This window comes from Nonomuraea sp. NPDC050478, from assembly GCF_044458265.1.
Taxonomy (GTDB): Bacteria; Actinomycetota; Actinomycetes; order Streptosporangiales; family Streptosporangiaceae; genus Nonomuraea; species Nonomuraea ferruginea.
In genome coordinates, this window is sequence record NZ_JBITHT010000002.1 from 1,154,273 (window position 1) to 1,171,619 (window position 17,347).

Annotated in this window: 17 protein-coding genes; 9 read left to right on the forward strand and 8 right to left on the reverse strand. The window is 71.8% G+C overall.

All coding sequences use genetic code 11. From position 1 onward, the window contains the following. The first annotated feature begins 267 nt into the window (after positions 1–267). From ACIBF7_RS13365 to mmuM, 3 genes are all read left to right on the forward strand, one after another. A complete protein-coding gene (locus tag ACIBF7_RS13365) occupies positions 268–408 on the forward strand; it encodes a hypothetical protein (protein WP_271275371.1) in 141 nt (46 codons plus the stop codon). Beyond that, positions 405–2,723: a VIT domain-containing protein gene (locus ACIBF7_RS13370; protein ID WP_397197172.1), complete on the forward strand. Its 2,319-nt coding sequence runs from the start codon at positions 405–407 to the stop codon at positions 2,721–2,723. Before ACIBF7_RS13365 ends, ACIBF7_RS13370 begins: the two co-directional genes overlap by 4 nt. 773 nt (positions 2,724–3,496) lie before the next feature. Next, positions 3,497–4,354 carry a homocysteine S-methyltransferase gene (gene mmuM / locus ACIBF7_RS13375; protein WP_148034751.1) on the forward strand — a complete coding sequence of 286 codons (858 nt, stop codon included), beginning with the start codon at positions 3,497–3,499 and terminating at the stop codon, positions 4,352–4,354. Between the two features lie 16 nt (positions 4,355–4,370). Here mmuM and ACIBF7_RS13380 read toward each other — a convergent pair whose 3' ends face one another. Further along, a complete protein-coding gene (locus ACIBF7_RS13380) occupies positions 4,371–5,078 on the reverse strand; it encodes a 1-acyl-sn-glycerol-3-phosphate acyltransferase (RefSeq protein WP_148032777.1) in 708 nt (235 codons plus the stop codon). 148 nt (positions 5,079–5,226) lie between these two features. On the opposite strand from ACIBF7_RS13380, the gene ACIBF7_RS13385 reads away from it, so the two are divergent. After that, on the forward strand, positions 5,227–5,985 hold the full coding sequence (locus tag ACIBF7_RS13385) for a carboxylesterase (RefSeq protein ID WP_148032778.1): 759 nt from the start codon (positions 5,227–5,229) through the stop codon (positions 5,983–5,985). Between the two features lie 46 nt (positions 5,986–6,031). Beyond that, positions 6,032–6,493, forward strand: a complete 462-nt coding sequence (locus ACIBF7_RS13390; RefSeq protein WP_148032779.1) for a hypothetical protein — start codon at positions 6,032–6,034, stop codon at positions 6,491–6,493. On the opposite strand, the gene ACIBF7_RS13395 is transcribed toward ACIBF7_RS13390, so the two are convergent. The 7 genes from ACIBF7_RS13395 to ACIBF7_RS13425 are packed head-to-tail and all read right to left on the reverse strand — an operon-like array spanning position 6,490 to position 12,205. Next, on the reverse strand, positions 6,490–7,602 hold the full coding sequence (locus ACIBF7_RS13395) for a hypothetical protein (RefSeq protein ID WP_261808681.1): 1,113 nt from the start codon (positions 7,600–7,602) through the stop codon (positions 6,490–6,492). The two genes, ACIBF7_RS13390 and ACIBF7_RS13395, sit on opposite strands and share 4 nt — an antisense overlap. A 38-nt stretch (positions 7,603–7,640) precedes the next feature. Next, the gene (locus ACIBF7_RS13400) at positions 7,641–8,339 is read right to left on the reverse strand and encodes an endonuclease/exonuclease/phosphatase family protein (RefSeq protein ID WP_148032780.1); all 699 of its coding nucleotides are present in this window, start codon (positions 8,337–8,339) and stop codon (positions 7,641–7,643) included. Positions 8,340–8,344: 5 nt separating this feature from the next. Then, the gene (locus ACIBF7_RS13405; protein ID WP_148032781.1) at positions 8,345–9,277 is read right to left on the reverse strand and encodes an ROK family glucokinase; all 933 of its coding nucleotides are present in this window, start codon (positions 9,275–9,277) and stop codon (positions 8,345–8,347) included. Between the two features lie 15 nt (positions 9,278–9,292). Next, positions 9,293–9,730, reverse strand: coding sequence for a hypothetical protein (locus tag ACIBF7_RS13410; RefSeq protein WP_148032782.1), 438 nt, complete (start codon positions 9,728–9,730; stop codon positions 9,293–9,295). Between the two features lie 38 nt (positions 9,731–9,768). Further along, positions 9,769–10,950: an ArsA family ATPase gene (locus ACIBF7_RS13415; protein WP_219544654.1), complete on the reverse strand. Its 1,182-nt coding sequence runs from the start codon at positions 10,948–10,950 to the stop codon at positions 9,769–9,771. Between the two features lies 1 nt (position 10,951). Beyond that, positions 10,952–11,389 (reverse strand): SRPBCC family protein, encoded by a 438-nt coding sequence (locus ACIBF7_RS13420; RefSeq protein WP_271275366.1) that lies wholly within the window; start codon positions 11,387–11,389, stop codon positions 10,952–10,954. Positions 11,390–11,437: 48 nt separating this feature from the next. Further along, on the reverse strand, positions 11,438–12,205 hold the full coding sequence (locus ACIBF7_RS13425) for a metallophosphoesterase (RefSeq protein ID WP_397197173.1): 768 nt from the start codon (positions 12,203–12,205) through the stop codon (positions 11,438–11,440). 138 nt (positions 12,206–12,343) lie between these two features. Here ACIBF7_RS13425 and ACIBF7_RS13430 point away from each other — a divergent pair, with 138 nt between their 5' ends. From ACIBF7_RS13430 to ACIBF7_RS13445, 4 genes are all read left to right on the forward strand, one after another. Continuing rightward, complete coding sequence (locus ACIBF7_RS13430) at positions 12,344–14,110, forward strand: long-chain fatty acid--CoA ligase (RefSeq protein WP_219544656.1); 1,767 nt, start codon at positions 12,344–12,346, stop codon at positions 14,108–14,110. A gap of 166 nt (positions 14,111–14,276) precedes the next feature. After that, positions 14,277–15,560, forward strand: a complete 1,284-nt coding sequence (locus ACIBF7_RS13435) for an ABC transporter substrate-binding protein (protein WP_148032787.1) — start codon at positions 14,277–14,279, stop codon at positions 15,558–15,560. After that, positions 15,560–16,432, forward strand: a complete 873-nt coding sequence (locus ACIBF7_RS13440) for a carbohydrate ABC transporter permease (RefSeq protein WP_219544658.1) — start codon at positions 15,560–15,562, stop codon at positions 16,430–16,432. The genes ACIBF7_RS13435 and ACIBF7_RS13440 overlap by 1 nt, the downstream gene beginning before the upstream one ends. Next, positions 16,429–17,346: a carbohydrate ABC transporter permease gene (locus tag ACIBF7_RS13445; protein ID WP_148032789.1), complete on the forward strand. Its 918-nt coding sequence runs from the start codon at positions 16,429–16,431 to the stop codon at positions 17,344–17,346. The genes ACIBF7_RS13440 and ACIBF7_RS13445 overlap by 4 nt, the downstream gene beginning before the upstream one ends. The last annotated feature ends 1 nt before the right edge of the window (position 17,347 follow it).

Genomic DNA, 17,347 nt, shown 5'->3' on the forward strand with positions numbered 1-17,347 from the left:
GCCCCCGCACCGGCTCCCCCGTACTCCACGGGAGCGGATGCGGCGCGGGTTCCCGGGTCGGGGGCGGGTCGCCGGGGGGACGCGGTGGTTCCCTCTGATGGGGTGATCCCGCCAGGGGGTCTCCCTGAAGGCGGGGGTGAGGGTGCGTACCGAGGGGACGGGAAGCCGGAGGTACGGGCCAGGTTCTGGACGGATCGGACGGCGCAGGAGGCGGATCGGGCTGCGGAAGGAACGGACCGGCCCGTACAAGAGAAGGTGCCGGGCGCCGTGCACGGGGTGCGACTGGCGGCCGGGGTGGTGCTGGTGCTCGACGGGACGGGCCCGGCGCCGGGAGACGACGACGTGCGGGCACTACTCGCGGCCGCGGCGCCGCTGCTCGCGGTGCTCGAAGAGAGGGGACTCACATGAAGATCACATCGCTCGAGCCCGCCCGATGCGTGCCGGAGCCCGACGCGGGGATCGGCGCGCTGCGGACCGAGCGCGGCAACCTGCCGCTGGAGAGCGTCGACGTGCACGCGACGATCTCGGGCCTGGTCGCCGGCGTCGAGGTGGCCCAGGGCTTCCGCAACCCGTTCGACGTCACGCTGGAGGCCACGTACGTCTTCCCGCTGCCCGACAGGGCGGCCGTCACCGCGTTCCGGATGGAGGCGGACGACCGCGTCGTCGAGGGCGTGCTGAAGGAGCGCGGCCAGGCCCGCGCCGACTACGACCGGGCGCTGCGCGAGGGCAGGCGGGCGGCGATCGCCGAGGAGGACCGGCCGGACGTGTTCACCATCCGCGTGGGCAACATCCTCCCCGGCGAACGGGTGACGGTCCGGCTGACGCTGAGCCAGCCGCTGCCGTACGAGGACGGCGCGGCGACGTTCCGCTTCCCGCTGGTGGTGGCGCCCCGCTACATCCCCGGCGAGCCGATCGACGGCGAGCCGGCGGGCTCGGGCGCCGCGCCGGACACCGACGCGGTCCCGGACGCCTCCCGCATCACTCCCCCGGTGCTGCTGCCCGGCTTCCCGAACCCCGTCCGCCTGTCCCTGTCGGCCAGGATCGACGCCGCCGGGCTGGAGCTGCGCGAGCTGGCCTCCAGCCTGCACGTGGTCGAGGAAGAAGGCGACATCGTACGACTGCGCGCCGGTGAACGGCTGGACCGGGACTTCATCCTGCGGATGTCGTTCGCCGCGTCCACGTCCCTGCAGTTCGACGGCGCGGGCACGTTCGCGCTGTTCGTGGTCCCGCCCGAGCTGGAGGCCGACAGGCAGCCGCGCGACCTCGTCCTGCTGCTGGACCGTTCGGGCAGCATGGCGGGCTGGAAGATGGTCGCGGCCCGCAGGGCGGCGGCCCGGATCGTGGACACGCTCACGCCGCGCGACCGGTTCGCTGTGCTGGCGTTCGACTCGGTGGTGGAGGAGGCGTTCGAGGGCCTGGCCGAGGGGTCCGACCGCAACCGCTACCGCGCGGTCGAGCACCTGGCCAGGGTGGACGCGCGCGGCGGCACCGAGCTGCTGGAGCCGCTGCGCCGGGCGATCGGCCTGCTGGACGGCGAGCAGGGCAGGGAACGCGTCCTGGTGCTGGTCACCGACGGCCAGGTGGGCAACGAGGACCACATCCTGGAGCTGACCGGCGGCGCGCTGTCGGCGATGCGGGTGCACACGGTCGGCATCGACCGGGCGGTGAACGCGGGTTTCCTGGGCAGGCTGGCCGGTCTCGGCGCGGGCCGCAGCGAGCTGGTCGAGTCGGAGGACCGGCTGGACGCGGCGATGGAGCAGATCCACCGCCGGATCGGCGCGCCGATGGTGACGGACCTGTCGCTGAAGGACCTGGACGTGGAGCCGGGCACGGTCACCCGGCTGGGGTCGATCTTCCCGGGGGTGCCGCTGCGGGTGTACGGGCGGTGCCGGGGCGGCTCGTCGGTGACCGTGCGCGGGCTGGCGTCCGGCGCGCCGTGGGAGGAGCGGGTGCCGGGCACCGTCGCCGACAGCCCCGCGCTGCGCGCCGTCTGGGCGCGGGCCCATCTGCGCGAGCTGGAGGACCGGTACGCGATGGGCGAGCGGGAGCTGGAGCGGGAGATCGTCCGGGTCTCGCTGGAGCACGGCGTGCTGTGCCGGTTCACCGCCTACGTCGCGGTCGACTCCCGACCGGCGGCCGAGGGCGGCCCCGAGCACCGGGTGATCCAGCCGGTGGAGCTGCCGAGCGGGTGGGAGACGCCCGCCGCGCCGATGGCGTTCGGGCTCACCGCGATGGCGGGCCCGGCTCCCGGCGCGATCGCGCCGGCGGTGGCCCGGATGAGCTCGGCCGGTTTCGACGACCTGGACGTGCCCGACTTCCTGGCGGGCGGCGCGGCGGGACCGCGTGGTCCGATGTCCGGCCGGCCCGCGGGGATGCCTCGCGGTCCCATGTCCGCCCGTCCCGCGCCCGCCCCGCGGGCGACGCGGGGCCTGGACACCGTCAGGGTCCAGCTCGTCGCCGAGCTGGACCGGCTGAAGGCGCTGCACGCGCCGAACGCCCTCTACCTGGCGGACCTCGGCTCCCGCCTGGCCGCCCTGTCGGCGTACCTCGGCGGGCACGCCGAACTGTCGGCACTGGCCCGCGAGCTGGAATCGGCCGAACGTCCCGGAACCGACCCCGAGGCCCTCAGGCAGCGGGCCATCGAGGTGCTCACCGCCCTGACCGGCGGCCCTCCCCCGGGAAACCCCGGCGACGCCCGCCGCCCCTTCTGGAAGCGCCCCTGACGGCGCCCCGGGCGCGCCGCCCGTTCTGGAAGCGCCCCTGACGGCACCGCCCGACGCGGAGCGCCGCCCGTTCTGAAGCGACCCTGACGGCACCGCCCGACGCGGAGCGCCGCCCGTTCTGAAGCGGTCCTGACGGGCGGCGCCCGGCGCGTCGAGTCCGCCGTCGCTCCGGCCCGGCCGGGTACCCCGGTCGGGCCGGAGAGCCGCCCGGTCTGCCCGACGACGGGCCCCGCCCGAAACTCGGCCAGGCCGAAGAGCCGCGCGGTGCCACCCGACGACACGCCCCACCGGGAACGCGGCCAGGCCCAAGAGCCGAGCGGCGCCGCCCGACGACGCGCTCCGCCGGAAACCCGGCCAAACCCGAGAGCCGCGCGGGGCCCCGGACGGCGCGCAGCGCCGTAAAGCCACGCGACCGGACGACGCGCACCGCCATAAAGCCACGCGACCGGACGACGCGCACCGCCGGAGAGCCTCGCCGTGTTACGCGGCGACGCGCCGAAGGGCTTTGTTTGGGGTGATTTCTCACAGTCTTGACATCCTCAAGACCTTGGATGTCGGGAGAACGCTCGGTGAGGTATTACACCTGCTTCGCAGGCCTTTCACCTCTTCGTACGCCCTGCGGCGAGGGTGTCCGGCAGGGTCCGATTCCTCCCGCCCGAGGGCGGGGTCTCCTCGGGGACGGCTGACAAACGAGCGGATGACGGTCCCGGGAAAACGCATGCCTGAGGGGCCGGACAACCCCGTCCGGACCATATTCTGGACGGGTGACCACGATGGTTCTGGACGGTGGGCTCTCCACCCAGCTCAGTGCGCTCGGCGCCGACCTCGGCGACGAGCTCTGGACGGCGCGCCTTCTCCTCGACGACCCCGGCCTGATCCGCCAGGCGCACGCCGCCTACTTCGCGGCCGGCGCCGACGTGGCCACGACCGCCAGCTACCAGGCGTCCGTCCCCGGCTTCGTGCGCAGGGGCCTCGACCGCGGCCAGGCCGAGCGCCTGATCCGCGCGTCGGTGGAGGTGGCCGCGCAGGCCCGCGACGAGGCGGGCCACGGGCTCGTCGCCGCCTCGATCGGCCCCTACGGCGCCTACCTCGCCAACGGCGCCGAATACACCGGCGACTACGGCATCGACGAAGACGCCCTGCTGGCCTGGCACCGCCCTCGCTGGGAGATCCTCGCCTCCTCGGAGGCCGACATGCTCGCCTGCGAGACCATCCCGTCGTTCGCGGAGGCGCGGGCGCTGGCCAGGTTGCTGGCCGAGACGCCGTCGGTCAAGGTGTGGGTGAGCTTCTCCTGCCGCGACGCCGCCCACATCAGCGACGGCACCCCGATCACCGAGGCCGCGGCCCTGTTCGCCGGCAACCCGCAGGTGGTGGCCGTCGGCGCCAACTGCACCGCCCCGCGGCACATCCCCGGCCTCATCGCCGCGCTCCGCGGCGGCCTGCCCATCGTGGTCTACCCGAACTCCGGCGAGACCTGGGACGCCGCCGCCCGCCGCTGGCGCGGCCTGGCCGACCCGATCGAGTACGGTCAGGCGGCCAAGGAGTGGCAGGCGGCGGGGGCCTCACTGATCGGCGGCTGCTGCCGTACGACTCCCGAGCACATCCGGCAGATCGTCGCCCACCTGCCCTGACAGGCGGGAGCCGGGGTCACTCGCCCTTGGCCGCGGCCCTGGCCGCGCGCTCCATCTCGACCCTGGCGCTGGCGGCGTACTTGTCGACGTACTCCTGCCCCGACAGCTCCATCAGGGCGTACATGATCTCGTCCGTCACCGCGCGGAGCACCAGCCGGTCGTCCTCCATGCCGTAGTAACGGGAGAAGTCGAGCGGCTTGCCGAACCGCACCTCGGGCCGGATGCCGAACTTCGGCAGCGGGCGGCCCGGCGGCATCATCTCGAAGGTGTTGACCATGGCCCACGGGATGACCGGGGCCCGCGACTCCAGCGCCAGCCTGGCCACGCCGGTCTTGCCCTTGTAGAGGCGGCCGTCGGGCGAGCGGGTGCCCTCGGGGTAGATCCCGAGCAGGTGGCCCTCGCGCAGCACGCGAAGACCGGTGCGGAGCGCCGCCTCGCTGGCCTTGCCGCCGGAGCGGTCGATCGGGACGGTGCCGACCCCGCTGAAGAACATGCGGGTGAAGAAGCCTTTGATGCCGCGCCCGGTGAAGTAGTCGGACTTGCCCAGGCTGATGACCTTGCGGCGGAGGTGGAGCGGGCCGAAGAAGTGGTCGGCGAAGGAGAGGTGGTTGCCGGCGAGGATCGCGGGCCCCTCCTTGGGCACGTTGTCGACGCCTTCGGCCCACGGCCGGAAGACGATGTGGAGGATCGGCCCCAAGATGGCCTTGACCACCCAGTAGAACACCCGGCCACCTCTTCCTCACGCGACGGTCGGCAACGCGTAGTCATCTTCCCATCCCTCGGTGGATGCTCCTACACCAGCTCTCGCACAAATGCCCTGGATCGTGCGACGATCGGGCAGTTCCGGGATGAAAAAGCATGGAGGAGCTGTTATGCCGCTCATGCCAGGCGCCGAGCCCTATCACCACCGAGCAGGTCCGATCGGCGTGCTGCTGTGCCACGGCTTCACCGGCACGCCGCAGTCGCTGCGCCCGTGGGCCGAGTATCTGGCCGCGCGCGGGCTCACCGTGTCGCTGCCGCGGCAGCCCGGTCACGGCACCACCTGGCAGGAGATGAACCGCACCCGCTGGGAGGACTGGTACGCCGAGGTGGAGAAGGCGTTCGAGGACCTCCAGGGCCGCTGCGCCGAGGTGTTCACCGCGGGGCTGTCGCTGGGCGGCTGCCTGGCGCTGCGGCTGGCCGAGATGCACGGCGACGGCGTGCGCGGCGTGGTGGTGGTCAACCCGTCGATCACCAACGACGTGTGGCTGATGAAGCTGGCGCCGCTGCTCAAGTGGTTCGTCCCGTCGGTGCCCGGCGTGGCCAACGACGTGAAGAAGCCGGGGGTCACCGAGCTGGGCTACAGCCGCACGCCGGTGAAGGCGGCGGCGTCGCTGCCCGAGCTCTGGTCGCTGGTGCAGGCGGACCTGGACAAGCTGACGCAGCCGGTGCTCGTCTACCACAGCACCGACGACCATGTGGTGAAACCCGCCTCCGTGGCCATCATCCGTGAGAAGGTCCCGCAGGCCACGATCGAGGAGCTGGCCGATAGTTACCATGTTGCGACGCTGGACAACGATGCCGACAGGATCTTTGCCGGGAGCCTCGACTTCATCCGAACCCATGCCTCGGTACCCTTGCAGAGGGACTGATCGCACCCAGGGGGAAGTCGCGATCGCTGTGGAGAGGCCCATCTAGGTGACGCCCCAGAGTGACGAGGACGAGGTCTGGCGGCAGATCGTCGCGTCCTTCAATGACACCGCCGAGCGCGACTCGGCCGATCAGCCCTGGCCGGACAGCGAGAACGTCCCGGTGGAGCCCGGGCGGCGGGTGGTCAGGCCGCCGGAGGAGTTCGCCGAGGACGACGAGCACGGCGCCGACGACGACGATGACGAGAAGCCCCACGAGGACGACGACCACTACGTGCCGCCGCCTCCTCCCCCGCTGCCGAAGCTCGACCTGCCGGCCAAGCTCGCCTGGGTGGCGCTGTTCGGCGGCCCGGCCTACCTCCTGATCGCCGCGATCGCCGACTGGCACATGGAGGGCTGGGCGCTGTTCACCGCGGTGGCGGCGTTCATCGGCGGGTTCGTGGCGCTGGTGGTGCGCATGGGCGACGGCCCCAGCGGCGACTCCGGGTGGGACGACGGCGCCCGTCTCTAGGACTTCTTCGGATCGCGCGGCCCGAAGGACTCCACCACGTCGGTGTAGCGCTCCTGGGCGTCGACGGCGTGGCCGACCGCCCACACCGCCTGGCTGCCCGCCAGGTAGGTGACGGCCTGCAGGCGGACGCTGCTCCTGCCGTCGGCCGCCTTGCCCCGCACGACGTCGCAGGAACGCCTGCCGCAGCGCAGCATGTAGGCCTCGGCGGCGTGGCCGGGGTCGTAGCCGGAGATCCAGTAGTGGCCCTTGCCGTCGCCGGTCACCCCGTAGAGCCGGGCCGCGCCGGTCGGGACGGGCAGGCGCCGCCACTGCTTGCCGTTCCACGTGAGCGCGAGCGGCTCGACCTCGCCGGGGCCGTGGTAGACGCCGCCGACGGCGAGCGCCCGCTTGGCGCTGTCGGTGTGCACGTCGCGCAGGTAGCCGCCGGCGATGGCCGGCGTCTTCACCCGCTTCCACGAGCTGCCGGACCGCTTCATGATCAACGGTCCGGTGCCGGTGTCGCCGACGGCGAAGTCACCGTCGACGGCGTAGAGAGCGCCCTTCTCGCCGGTCTCGCGGACGAGCCAGTCGCCGTCTTCGCGGGTGACGACGAGCGCGTGCTTGCCGCGGCTGCCGACGCCCACGACCCGGTCGGCGCCCGCCTCGACGCCGCCGAGCCAGTCGCCGCTGCGCAGCCCCTGGGGCCTGATCCGGTCGAAGCCGCCGACGTTGCCGTGGGCGATGTAGGGCACCCCGTCGTGGCCGTCGCCGACCGCCCACACCTCGCCCGCCTTGGCCGCCGAGACCGACCGCAGGTTGCCGGCGCCGGTGGCGTCGCGGATGCCGATCTCGCTCCACCGCTCGCCGTTCCAGTGGCGGATGGTGCCGCGGTTCTTCCACACGTCCCAGATCTGCTGCTGGCCGACGGCCCACACGTCGCCGGGCGACAGCGCGAGCACGTCGGAGAGCGACCCGTCGACCGGCAGCTGCACGCTCGTGGTCCGCTGCCACGCGTCGTTGGCGGCGGGGCGTGGACGTGGATCGGCATGCGCGGCGGTCGGGAGGCCGGGTACGGCCAGGACGGCCGCCAGGATCATGGTGAGCGCACGCCGCCGAGAGCGACGGGTCATGAGGGAAATGCTACGGGTTGCGCGACGCCGATCACCCTTCACTCTCCAAGTCGGACCTCGGCGACGACGGGCAGATGGTCGGTGGCACCGGCCAGATCGGCGCCGGAGGCGTCCACGCCGCCGCAGGACACCACCCGGATCCCGGGCGCGGCGAACAGCCCGTCGATGCGGTGCAGGGGCCGCCTGGAGCTGAAGGTCAGCCCGTCGCCCCGGGGCGCGGCGGCGTAGCAGTCGGTCAGTTGCCCGGCGAGGTAGCGCCAGGCGGGCTGGTGCGGGCTCTCGTTCACGTCCCCGCCCAGCACGACGGGCGCGCCGTACGGTGCCGCCATCCGGCGCAGGCGGGCCACCGCCTCGGCGGCGTGGTGGAGCCTGGCCCGGCCGTCGAGGTCGAGGTGGACCGAGCCGACGGCCAGGAGCGCCGGGCCCGCCCGCACGACGGCCATGGCCAGCCCGCGCGGCTCCAGGCCGAGGAAGACCCGGAGCAGGCGGCTCTCCGCGTGCACCGGCCGCACCCAGGGGGCGGCCAGCACCGCCACCCCGGCCACGCCCTGACCCGCGACCAGGCGCAGGCCGCAACGGGCCGCCAGCGCGCGGCAGCGGGCCCGCCAGCCGGCCAGCCGGGGAGCCTCCTGCAGGCAGACCAGGTCGGCGCCCATCGCGCTGATCACGCGGACCAGCGCGGGCACGTCGTCCCGCAGCCCGCGCAGGTTGTACGTGCCGATCCTGAGGGTGGTCAACCGGCTCAGCGCCGGCGGGCCAGGTCGGCCGCGCCCACCAGGCCGGCGGAGGGACCGAGCTCGGCCAGCCGCACCTCGGCCACCGGCCGGTGGCCCCTGCCGGTCAGCCGTTCCTCGAAGGCCTTCCTGGCGCGGTCGACGAACAGGTCGGCCGCCCTGGACACGCCGCCGCCGAGGATGAAGCAGCCGGGGTCCAGCACGGCGGCCAGATCGGCCATGCCCTGGCCGAGCCCGTCGGCGAGGACCGCGAAGGCGGACAGCGAGGCGTCGTCGCCCTGGCGCGCCGCCTCGGTCACCTCCTCGCCGTCGATCTTGCCGCCGGCCAGCCCGAGCAGGATCTCGGCCCGTTCCGGATGCGCGGCGGCGATCTCCCTGGCCTCGACGACCAGCGCGTTGCCGCTCGCGTACTGCTCCCAGCAGCCGTGCAGGCCGCAGCCGCACAGCCGCCCGCCGGGCACCATCTGCGTGTGGCCCAGCTCGGCGCCCATCCCCCAGCGGCCGCGGTAGAGGGCGCCGTCGAGGACGATGCCGCCGCCGATGCCGGTGCCGATGGTCAGGCAGACGATGTGCGACTGGCCGCGCCCCGCGCCGTACCTGAACTCTCCCCAGGCCATGGCGTTGGCGTCGTTCTCCACCACGACGGGCAGCCCGACCAGGCCGCTGATCCGCTTCTGCAGCGGCTCCTCCCGCCAGGCCAGGTTGGGCGCGAAGCGCACGACCGAGCGGGACTCGTCGACGAACCCGGCCGCGCCGATGCCCACCGCCTCGATCTCCCGCCCGGCGCCCAGCTCGCGGACGCAGGCGGCGACGGTCTCGGCGACCAGATCGGGGTGTTCGGCGTCGGTGGGCCTGAGGGTCTGCTCGACGATCACGCCGTCGTCGTCCACCACGCCCGCTGCCACCTTGGTGCCGCCGATGTCCACACCGATCGTGAGCATGACGCATCCCCTCAGCTAGTCCAGGTCTATGTGTTCCACATTGTCGCGGTCGTCGCGCCCCCTGTCGTCCCGCTGACGCGGCTCGGGGCGGCTGCCGAGCACGTCGAGCGCGCCGCGGAAGGCCGCGAACAGCTCGCCGCCGGCCGCCACGAGGTGGGTGGCGACGTCGGCGGTGCCCTCGGGGGCGCGACCGGCGCCCGACTCGCGCTGCGCCGCGATGGCCCGGCAGACCGGGCAGGCGCGGCAGATGTACTCGTCGTCGGGCTCGGCGACGGCCTCGCTCCACACGTCCTTCTCGGATCGTCCGCCGCCACCGGTGAACGAGTGGAAGACGGACTTCCCGACATGCCGGGTGGCGCGGCCCTGCAAGCTGTCGAAGAGCTTGCGCGCCTCCTCGGCGACGGCGCCGATGGGATCTCTGTCGTTCTCTGTGTTGCGAGTGTTCTCGGTCATGGGACCCTCCCGGTCGGTACGGCGTCCGCCCTCTTCGCTCACGTGCCGTCCCGGCCGTGCGCTTCGTCGGTTTCCGCCTCCGAGGTGAACCGTACCCGGAGCAGGCCGTCGCGGAGCACGGCCCCACTGATCTTCCTTCGCGCCAGCGCCATGGGCAAGGCCAGGATGCGCCGGTACGGGCCCGCGGTGATGATCAGTTCGTCGCCCTTGCGCGCCAGGTCGACCTCGCCCCGTTCGGCCCCGGGCAGGGCCAGGGTGAGCTCGTCGGCCGACAGCCGCAGCGGGGGCTCCACCGAGGGCGGCGCGAACGGGTCGCACTCGCCGTACAGCGCCTCTCCGACGGCCGCGAGCGCGTGCCGGCCGACGGGCTCGGCGGGCAGGTAGGGCACGGTGTGCACAGGCAGCGGCGCGAACGACTCCTCCGCCTCGGCCAGCAGCCGCGACTGGGCGGCCACCCAGCGGGCACGCCACTCGTCGGCGTCCTCGCCGGGGAAGATCCGGTTGGCGATGACCGCGTCGACGCGGTACCCGTACAGGTTGAGCGAGGTGAGGGTGCGCCTGGCCTCGGCGAGCACCACGGCCTCCGGCGTGAGCACGAGGCGCACGGAGGCGTGGTCGCCGGTGAGCAGCTCGCGCACCTCCAGCAGCCCGCGGTGGAAGCGCTCGCCGGCGCTCATCACCTCCTCGCCCGGCGTGCTGACCCTGGCCACGCCGCGCACCAGCGGGGCGGCCAGCCGCATGAGCCTGCGGCCGACCGGCAGCAGCCGGTTGACGTGCCAGTCGAGCGCCTCGGGCAGGGCGAGCAGGCGCAGCGTCTCGGCGGTGGGCGCGCAGTCGACGACGATGACGTCCCAGCGGCCCTCGCGGGCGTGCTCGCGCAGCTCCAGCAGGGCGATGATCTCCTCGGCGCCGGGCAGGACGGTGATCTCCTCGGAGGTGATCTCGTCGAGGCCCAGCTCGACGAGCACGCCGCGGGCGTACTCCCGCAGCTCTCCCCAGTGGCGTTCGAGCGTGCGCTGGGTGTCGACCTGGTGCAGGTGGAGGCCCGGGGCGATCTCGCCGGGCTCGGCGTCGAGCGCGTCGGCCAGGGAGTGGGCGGTGTCGGTGGAGACGATGAGCGTCTTGAGCCCGCGCCGGGCCGCGAGGGTGGCGGTGGCGGCCGCGGCGGTGGTCTTGCCGACGCCGCCCTTGCCGGTGAAGAGCAGAACGCGCGGAGTCACCTCAGCGGCCTTCGACACGCTTCTTGAGACCCTTGAGCGCCGTGTCGACGATCACCTTCTCCGCCTTCCGCTTGATCATGCCGATCATGGGGACGGCGAGGCCGACGGCGAGCTCGTACGTCACCTCGACACCCCTGCCCGTGTCGGCCAGGAGGTAACGCCCGTCGAGCTCGGAGACCATCTTGCCGGGCTCGGACACGTGCCAGGTGACGCTCTCGTCGCCGTTCCAGGTGTAGGCGAGGGTGTAGGTGTCGCTGATCACGCCGGCGTCGAGCACGAACCGCACGGTCTCCGGCCTGCCGTCGGGGCCGCTGCTGAGGACCTCGGCGCTCTTGACCTGACCTGCCCATTCGGGGTATGAGGGAAGGTCCGCGATGACCGCCATCACGCGGGCGCGGTCGGCGTCGACGGTGATACTCGAACTGGTGCGATCAGCCATGGGACCAAAGTAGTGCAGAAACCCGCCTCAGCGGCGGAGCGGCCCGGGTCACCACTCGAGGACGTACGGCACGCCCCTGCCCCTGAAGTGGCCGACGTTGACGCACTCGGTGCGGCCGATGCGGGTGCGGCGGTGGAGCGGCTGGTGGACGTGCCCGAACAGGGCGTAACGCGGCTGGGTGCGCCTGATCAGCTCCAGCGTGGCCTCGCTGCCCCGCTCGAAGCGCCGGGCCACCACGTCGTAGAGCAGCTCGGGCACGGCGGGCGGGATGTGGCAGCACAGCACGTCCACCTCTCCGACCGCCTCCACCTTGGCGGCGAACTCCTCGTCGCTGATCTCGTTGGGGGTGCGGTAGTCGGTCTTGAGCCCGCCGCCGACGAAGCCGAAGCGCAGCCCGCCGATCTCCACCGTCTCCCCGTCGAGCACCCGGTGGCCGGGCCTGAGGTAGTCGCCGCCCAGGCGGGGCACGTCCACGTTGCCGTAGGTCAGGTAGGCCGGCGCGGGCATGGCGGCGAACAGCTCGGCGTACTGGGCGCGCACGTGGCGCTCGATGTGGTCGCGGGGGTCGCCGTCGAGGCTCGCCCACAGCTGGGCCGACATCGCCCTGGCCTCGTCGAAGCGCTTGGCGGTGCGCAGGGCGATGAACTCCCCGGCCCGTTCGGCGCCGAACAAATCGGCGAAGATGCCCTGGCCGTGGTCGTCGTAGTCGATGAACAGGATGAGATCACCGAGACAGATCAGCGCGTCGGCGCCGTCTCCCGCGGTCGCCAGCGCGTCGGCCCTGCCGTGTACGTCACTGACCACATGGACCCTCATGCGGGAAATCCTACGAGTTACGCCTGCTAGCGTGATGATTCGTTCCACATAACGCCTGGATGACGAAACCTACCGCTAGGTAACATATCGCGGTAACGTCCGGGTCGACCCGAAGCGTGCACCCGGAGGAGTTGATCCGTGCGCGAGTACAGCGTCCCCGTACTGGTGGATGTCCCCGCCTCTGCCTCGCTGGCCGACACCGTGTTCCAACGGGGCCGGGACGAGCCCGACCGGGTGATCATGGCACGCAAGACCGGCGACGGCTGGCCCGAGGTCACCGCGGGAGAGTTCCGCGACCAGGTGGCCGCGCTGGCCAAGGGGCTCACCGCGGCGGGAGTCGGGCACGGCGACCGGGTGGCGCTGATGTCGCGCACCCGCTACGAGTGGACGCTCGTCGACTACGCGCTCTGGACGATCGGCGCGGTCACCGTGCCGATCTACGAGACCTCCTCGGCCGAACAGGTCAGGTGGATCATCTCCGACAGCGGGGCCAAGGCCGCCTTCACCGAGCTCGACACGCACGAGCGCACGGTGCGCGAGGCGGCGCCCGGGCTGAAGGACGTCTGGCGGGTGGAGGCCGCGCTGGACGGCTCGCTCGCCCCCGGCGACGTGGACGACGCCGCCCTGGAGGAGCTCAGGTCCCGGGTGAGCGGGTCCGACCTGGCGACGATCGTCTACACCTCCGGCACCACGGGCAGGCCCAAGGGCTGCCTCATCACCCACGACAACCTGCTGTTCACCGCGCTGAACGTGCTGCGCGGGCCGCTGCGGCCGCTGTTCACCGGCGCTCCCGCCGCGCTGCTGTTCCTGCCGCTGGCGCACATCTTCGCGCGGATGATCCAGGTCGTGCTGCTGGAGGCGGGCGCGGTCATGGCGCACACCCCCAACATGAAGAACGTCGCGCCCGACCTCCAGGAGTTCCGGCCGACGTTCCTGCTGGGCGTGCCGCGCGTGTTCGAGAAGGTCTACAACGCCGCCGAGCAGAAGGCCATCGCGGGCGGCAAGGGCAAGATCTTCGCCCGCGCCGTCGACGTGGCGGTCGCCTGGAGCAAGGCCCGCGCCGGCGGCGGCGCCGGGCTCGGGCTGCGGCTCCAGCACGCCGTGTTCGACAAGCTGGTGTACGCCAAGCTCCGCGAGGCCACGGGCGGGCGGCTGTCGGCGGCGGTGTCGGGCGGGTCGGCGCTGGGCGACCGGCTGGGCCACTTCTTCCGCGGCGTCGGCATCGAGGTGTTCGAGGGCTACGGCCTGACCGAGACGTCCGCCCCGTGCTCGGTCAACCTGCCGGGCGGCAACAAGATCGGCACCGTGGGGCGGCCGCTGCCCGGCGTCACCCTGCGCGTCGCCGACGACGGCGAGATCCTGGCCAGGGGACGCAACGTCTTCACCGGCTACTGGAACGACGACCGGGCCACCGGCGAGGTCCTCGACGCCGAGGGCTGGTTCCACACCGGCGACGTGGGCGAGCTGGACGACGACGGCTACCTGCGCATCACCGGGCGCAAGAAGGAGATCCTGGTGACGGCCGCGGGCAAGAACGTCGCCCCCGGCCCGCTGGAGGACGCGCTGCGCGCGCACCCGCTCGTCTCCCAGGCGATGGTGATCGGCGACGGGCGGCCGTTCGTCAGCGCGCTCGTCACCCTCGATCCCGAGGCGCTGGAGCCGTACGCCCCGGCCACGGCCGCGGAGCTGCGCACCGACCCGCGCGTGCTGGCCGAGGTGCAGGGCGCGGTCGACCGGGCCAACAGCATGGTGTCCAAGGCCGAGCAGATCAAGAAGTTCACCGTGCTGGCCGCGGACATCACCGAGGAGAGCGGTCACCTGACCCCGACGCTCAAGGTCAAGCGGGGTGTCGTGATGCGCGACTTCGAGGCCGACATCGAGGCGCTGTACGCCCCGAAGGGCTGATCAAGCCCCCAACCGCCACTCCCGCAACTCACGAACACCCGGAAGGCCGCCAGGACGCCCTGGCGGCCTTTTGGCATATGTCCGTTGACAGTTTGAAAAGTTGGCTTTTCGATGAAGGGTGATCGAACTCGGGGGAATCTGAGGGTCCGGCCAAGGAGGAACCACCATGGACCACCGTCCGCCGATCTCCCGCCGCAATCTGCTGCTCGGCACGGCCGCCGCCTTCGGCGTGCCCGCCGTGCTGGCAGGCTGCGGCGGCTCCGAACAGCCGAGCCCCGGCAGCACCTCCGGCAACCTCGGCGCAGTCACCCTGGGATCCAACGCCTCCGACGAGGTGCCGAAGAAGTCGCTCGCCACCGTGATCGAGAAGTTCACCCAGGCGAGCGTGCGGATCAACACCGTCGACCACAACACCTTCCAGGAGAACATCAACCGCTACCTCAGGGGCACGCCCGACGACGTGTTCACCTGGTTCGCCGGCTACCGGATGCAGTTCTTCGCCGAGCAGGGCCTGGCCACCGACATCTCGGACGTGTGGCAGGAGATCGGCGGCGACTACACGCAGGCGTTCAAGGACGCCTCCACCGGCGTCGACGGCAAGCAGTACTTCATCCCGTTCACCTACTATCCGTGGGCGGTCTTCTACCGCAAGAGCGTGTGGGAGGAGAAGGGCTACGAGCCGCCCAAGACGCTCGACGAGCTGACCGCGCTGGCCAAGAAGATGCAGGGCGACGACCTCGTCCCGATCGCGTTCGCCGACAAGGACGGCTGGCCCGCCATGGGCACGTTCGACATCATCAACATGCGGATGAACGGCTACGACTTCCACATCTCGCTCATGGCGGGCAAGGAGTCGTGGACGGACCCGCGGGTCAAGCAGGTGTTCGACACCTGGCGCGGGCTGATGGAGTATCACCAGCCGGCGTCGCTGGGCCGCACCTGGCAGGAGGCCGCGCAGTCGCTGGTGCAGAAGAAGAGCGGCATGTACCTGCTCGGCATGTTCGTGGCCCAGCAGTTCCCCGAGGAGGACCTGGCCGACCTGGACTTCTTCACCTTCCCGGAGATCAACCCCACCCACGGCACCGACTCCATCGACGCCCCCATCGACGGCTACATGGTCTCCGCCAAGGCCAAGAACGTCGACGGGGCCAAGGCGCTCGTCAAGCACCTCGCCCAGGCGTCGTCGCAGGACATCGCCACCGAGCTGGACCCCGGCACCCTCGCGGCCAGCTCCAAGGCCGACACCAGCGGCTACAGCGCGCTGCAGAAGCGCGGCGCCGAACTGGTGTCGCAGGCCTCGCACATCGCCCAGTTCCTCGACCGTGACACGCGGCCGGACTTCGCCTCCACGGTGATGATCCCGTCGCTGCAGTCGTTCGTCGACAAGCCCGCCGAGATCGACTCCTTACTCACGAGCATCGAACAGCAGAAGGCCAACATCTTCCGCTGATGACCGTCAAGACCCGTCGCTACTCCGCCCGTGACGTGACCGTGCTGGTCATCGGGGTGGGGGTGGCCGTCATCGTCAACGTGGGCCTCATCTGGGGGCCCACGCTGGCCTCCGTCGCCCTGTCCGCCACCGACTGGAACGGCTTCGGGCCGATCGAGTGGATCGGCGGGCGGAACTACTCCGACCTGGCCGGCGAGTATCCGCCGTTCTGGTCGGCCGTCCGCAACAACATCCTCTGGCTGGTCTTCCTCGGGCTGGTCGCGACCCCGTTCGGGCTGTTCTGCGCGGTGCTGCTGGACCGGCGGCTGCGCGGCTCGCGCTTCTACCAGAGCGCCCTGTACATGCCGGTCGTGCTGTCGCTGGCGGTGGTCGGGTTCATCGCCCAGCTCGTCTACTCGCACGACTACGGCGTGCTGAACGCCGTCACCGGGCTGTCGGCCGACTGGCTCGGCGACCGGTCGATCAACATCTGGGTGGTCATGGTGGCGGCGGCCTGGCGGCACGTCGGCTACGTCATGATCATCTATCTGGCCGGGCTGAAGGCGGTGGACCCGGCGCTCAAGGAGGCCGCCGCCATCGACGGGGCCAACGAGAGGCAGGCGTTCTTCCGGGTGGTGTTCCCGACGCTGCGGCCGGTCAACGTGATCGTGCTGGTGATCACGGTGATCGAGGCGCTGCGCGCGTTCGACATCGTCTACGCCATCAACAAGGGCAGGAACGGGCTCGAACTGCTGTCGGTGCTGGTCACCGAGAACATCGTGGGCGAGGCCAGCCGGATCGGGTTCGGCTCGGCCATCGCGGTGATCCTGCTGGTGATCTCGCTCGGGTTCATCGTCACCTACCTGTCGCAGCTGTTCAGGGAGGAACGATGACGCTGACCGCGCCCGTCGGCACCAGCCCGGAACGCGAGGCGGCGCCGCCGCCCCGGCGCGGGGCCCGGCCGCTGCGCTGGCTGCTGCACGCCTTCCTGGCGGTGGTGGCCCTCGGCTGGCTGATGCCGCTCCTGCTGGCCGTGTACGCGTCGCTGCGCCCGTACGACGAGACCGCCCGCCTGGGCTACTTCTCGCTGCCCGAGCAGCTCACGCTCGACTACTACGGGCAGGCGTGGAGCCAGGCCGAGCTGCCCCGCTACTACCTGAACACGCTGATCATCGTGATCCCGGCGCTGGTGCTGACGCTGTTCCTGGCCTCGTTCGTGGCGTTCGCCATCGCGCGGGCGCGCATCCCCGGCCGCAAGACGCTGCTCATCGTGTTCACCGCGGGCAACCTGCTGCCGCCACAGGTCCTCATCACCCCGCTGTACTCGCTCTACACGCTGATCCCGCTGCCCGCGTGGCTGTCGGACTCGCAGTCCCTGTACGACTCGTACCTGGGGCTGATCCTGATCCACGTGGCGTTCCAGTTCGGGTTCTGCGTGTTCGTCATCGCGAACTTCATGCGCACGATCCCCGAGGAGATCTCCGAGGCGGCGCTGGTCGACGGGGCGAGCCTGTGGCGCCGCTACTGGACGCTGACGCTGCCGCTGTGCAGGCCCGTGCTGGCGGCGCTGGGCACGCTGCAGTTCACCTGGATGTACAACGACTTCCTGTGGGCGCTGGTGCTCATGGTGTCGGGCGACAAGCTGCCCGTCACCTCGGCGCTGAACAACCTGCGCGGCCAGTTCTTCACCGACTACAACCTGCTGGCCGCCGGATCGGTGCTGGTGGCGCTGCCGACGCTGATCGTGTTCCAGCTGCTGCACAAGCATTTCGTGGCCGGGCTGACGCTCGGCTCGACGAAGGGATGAA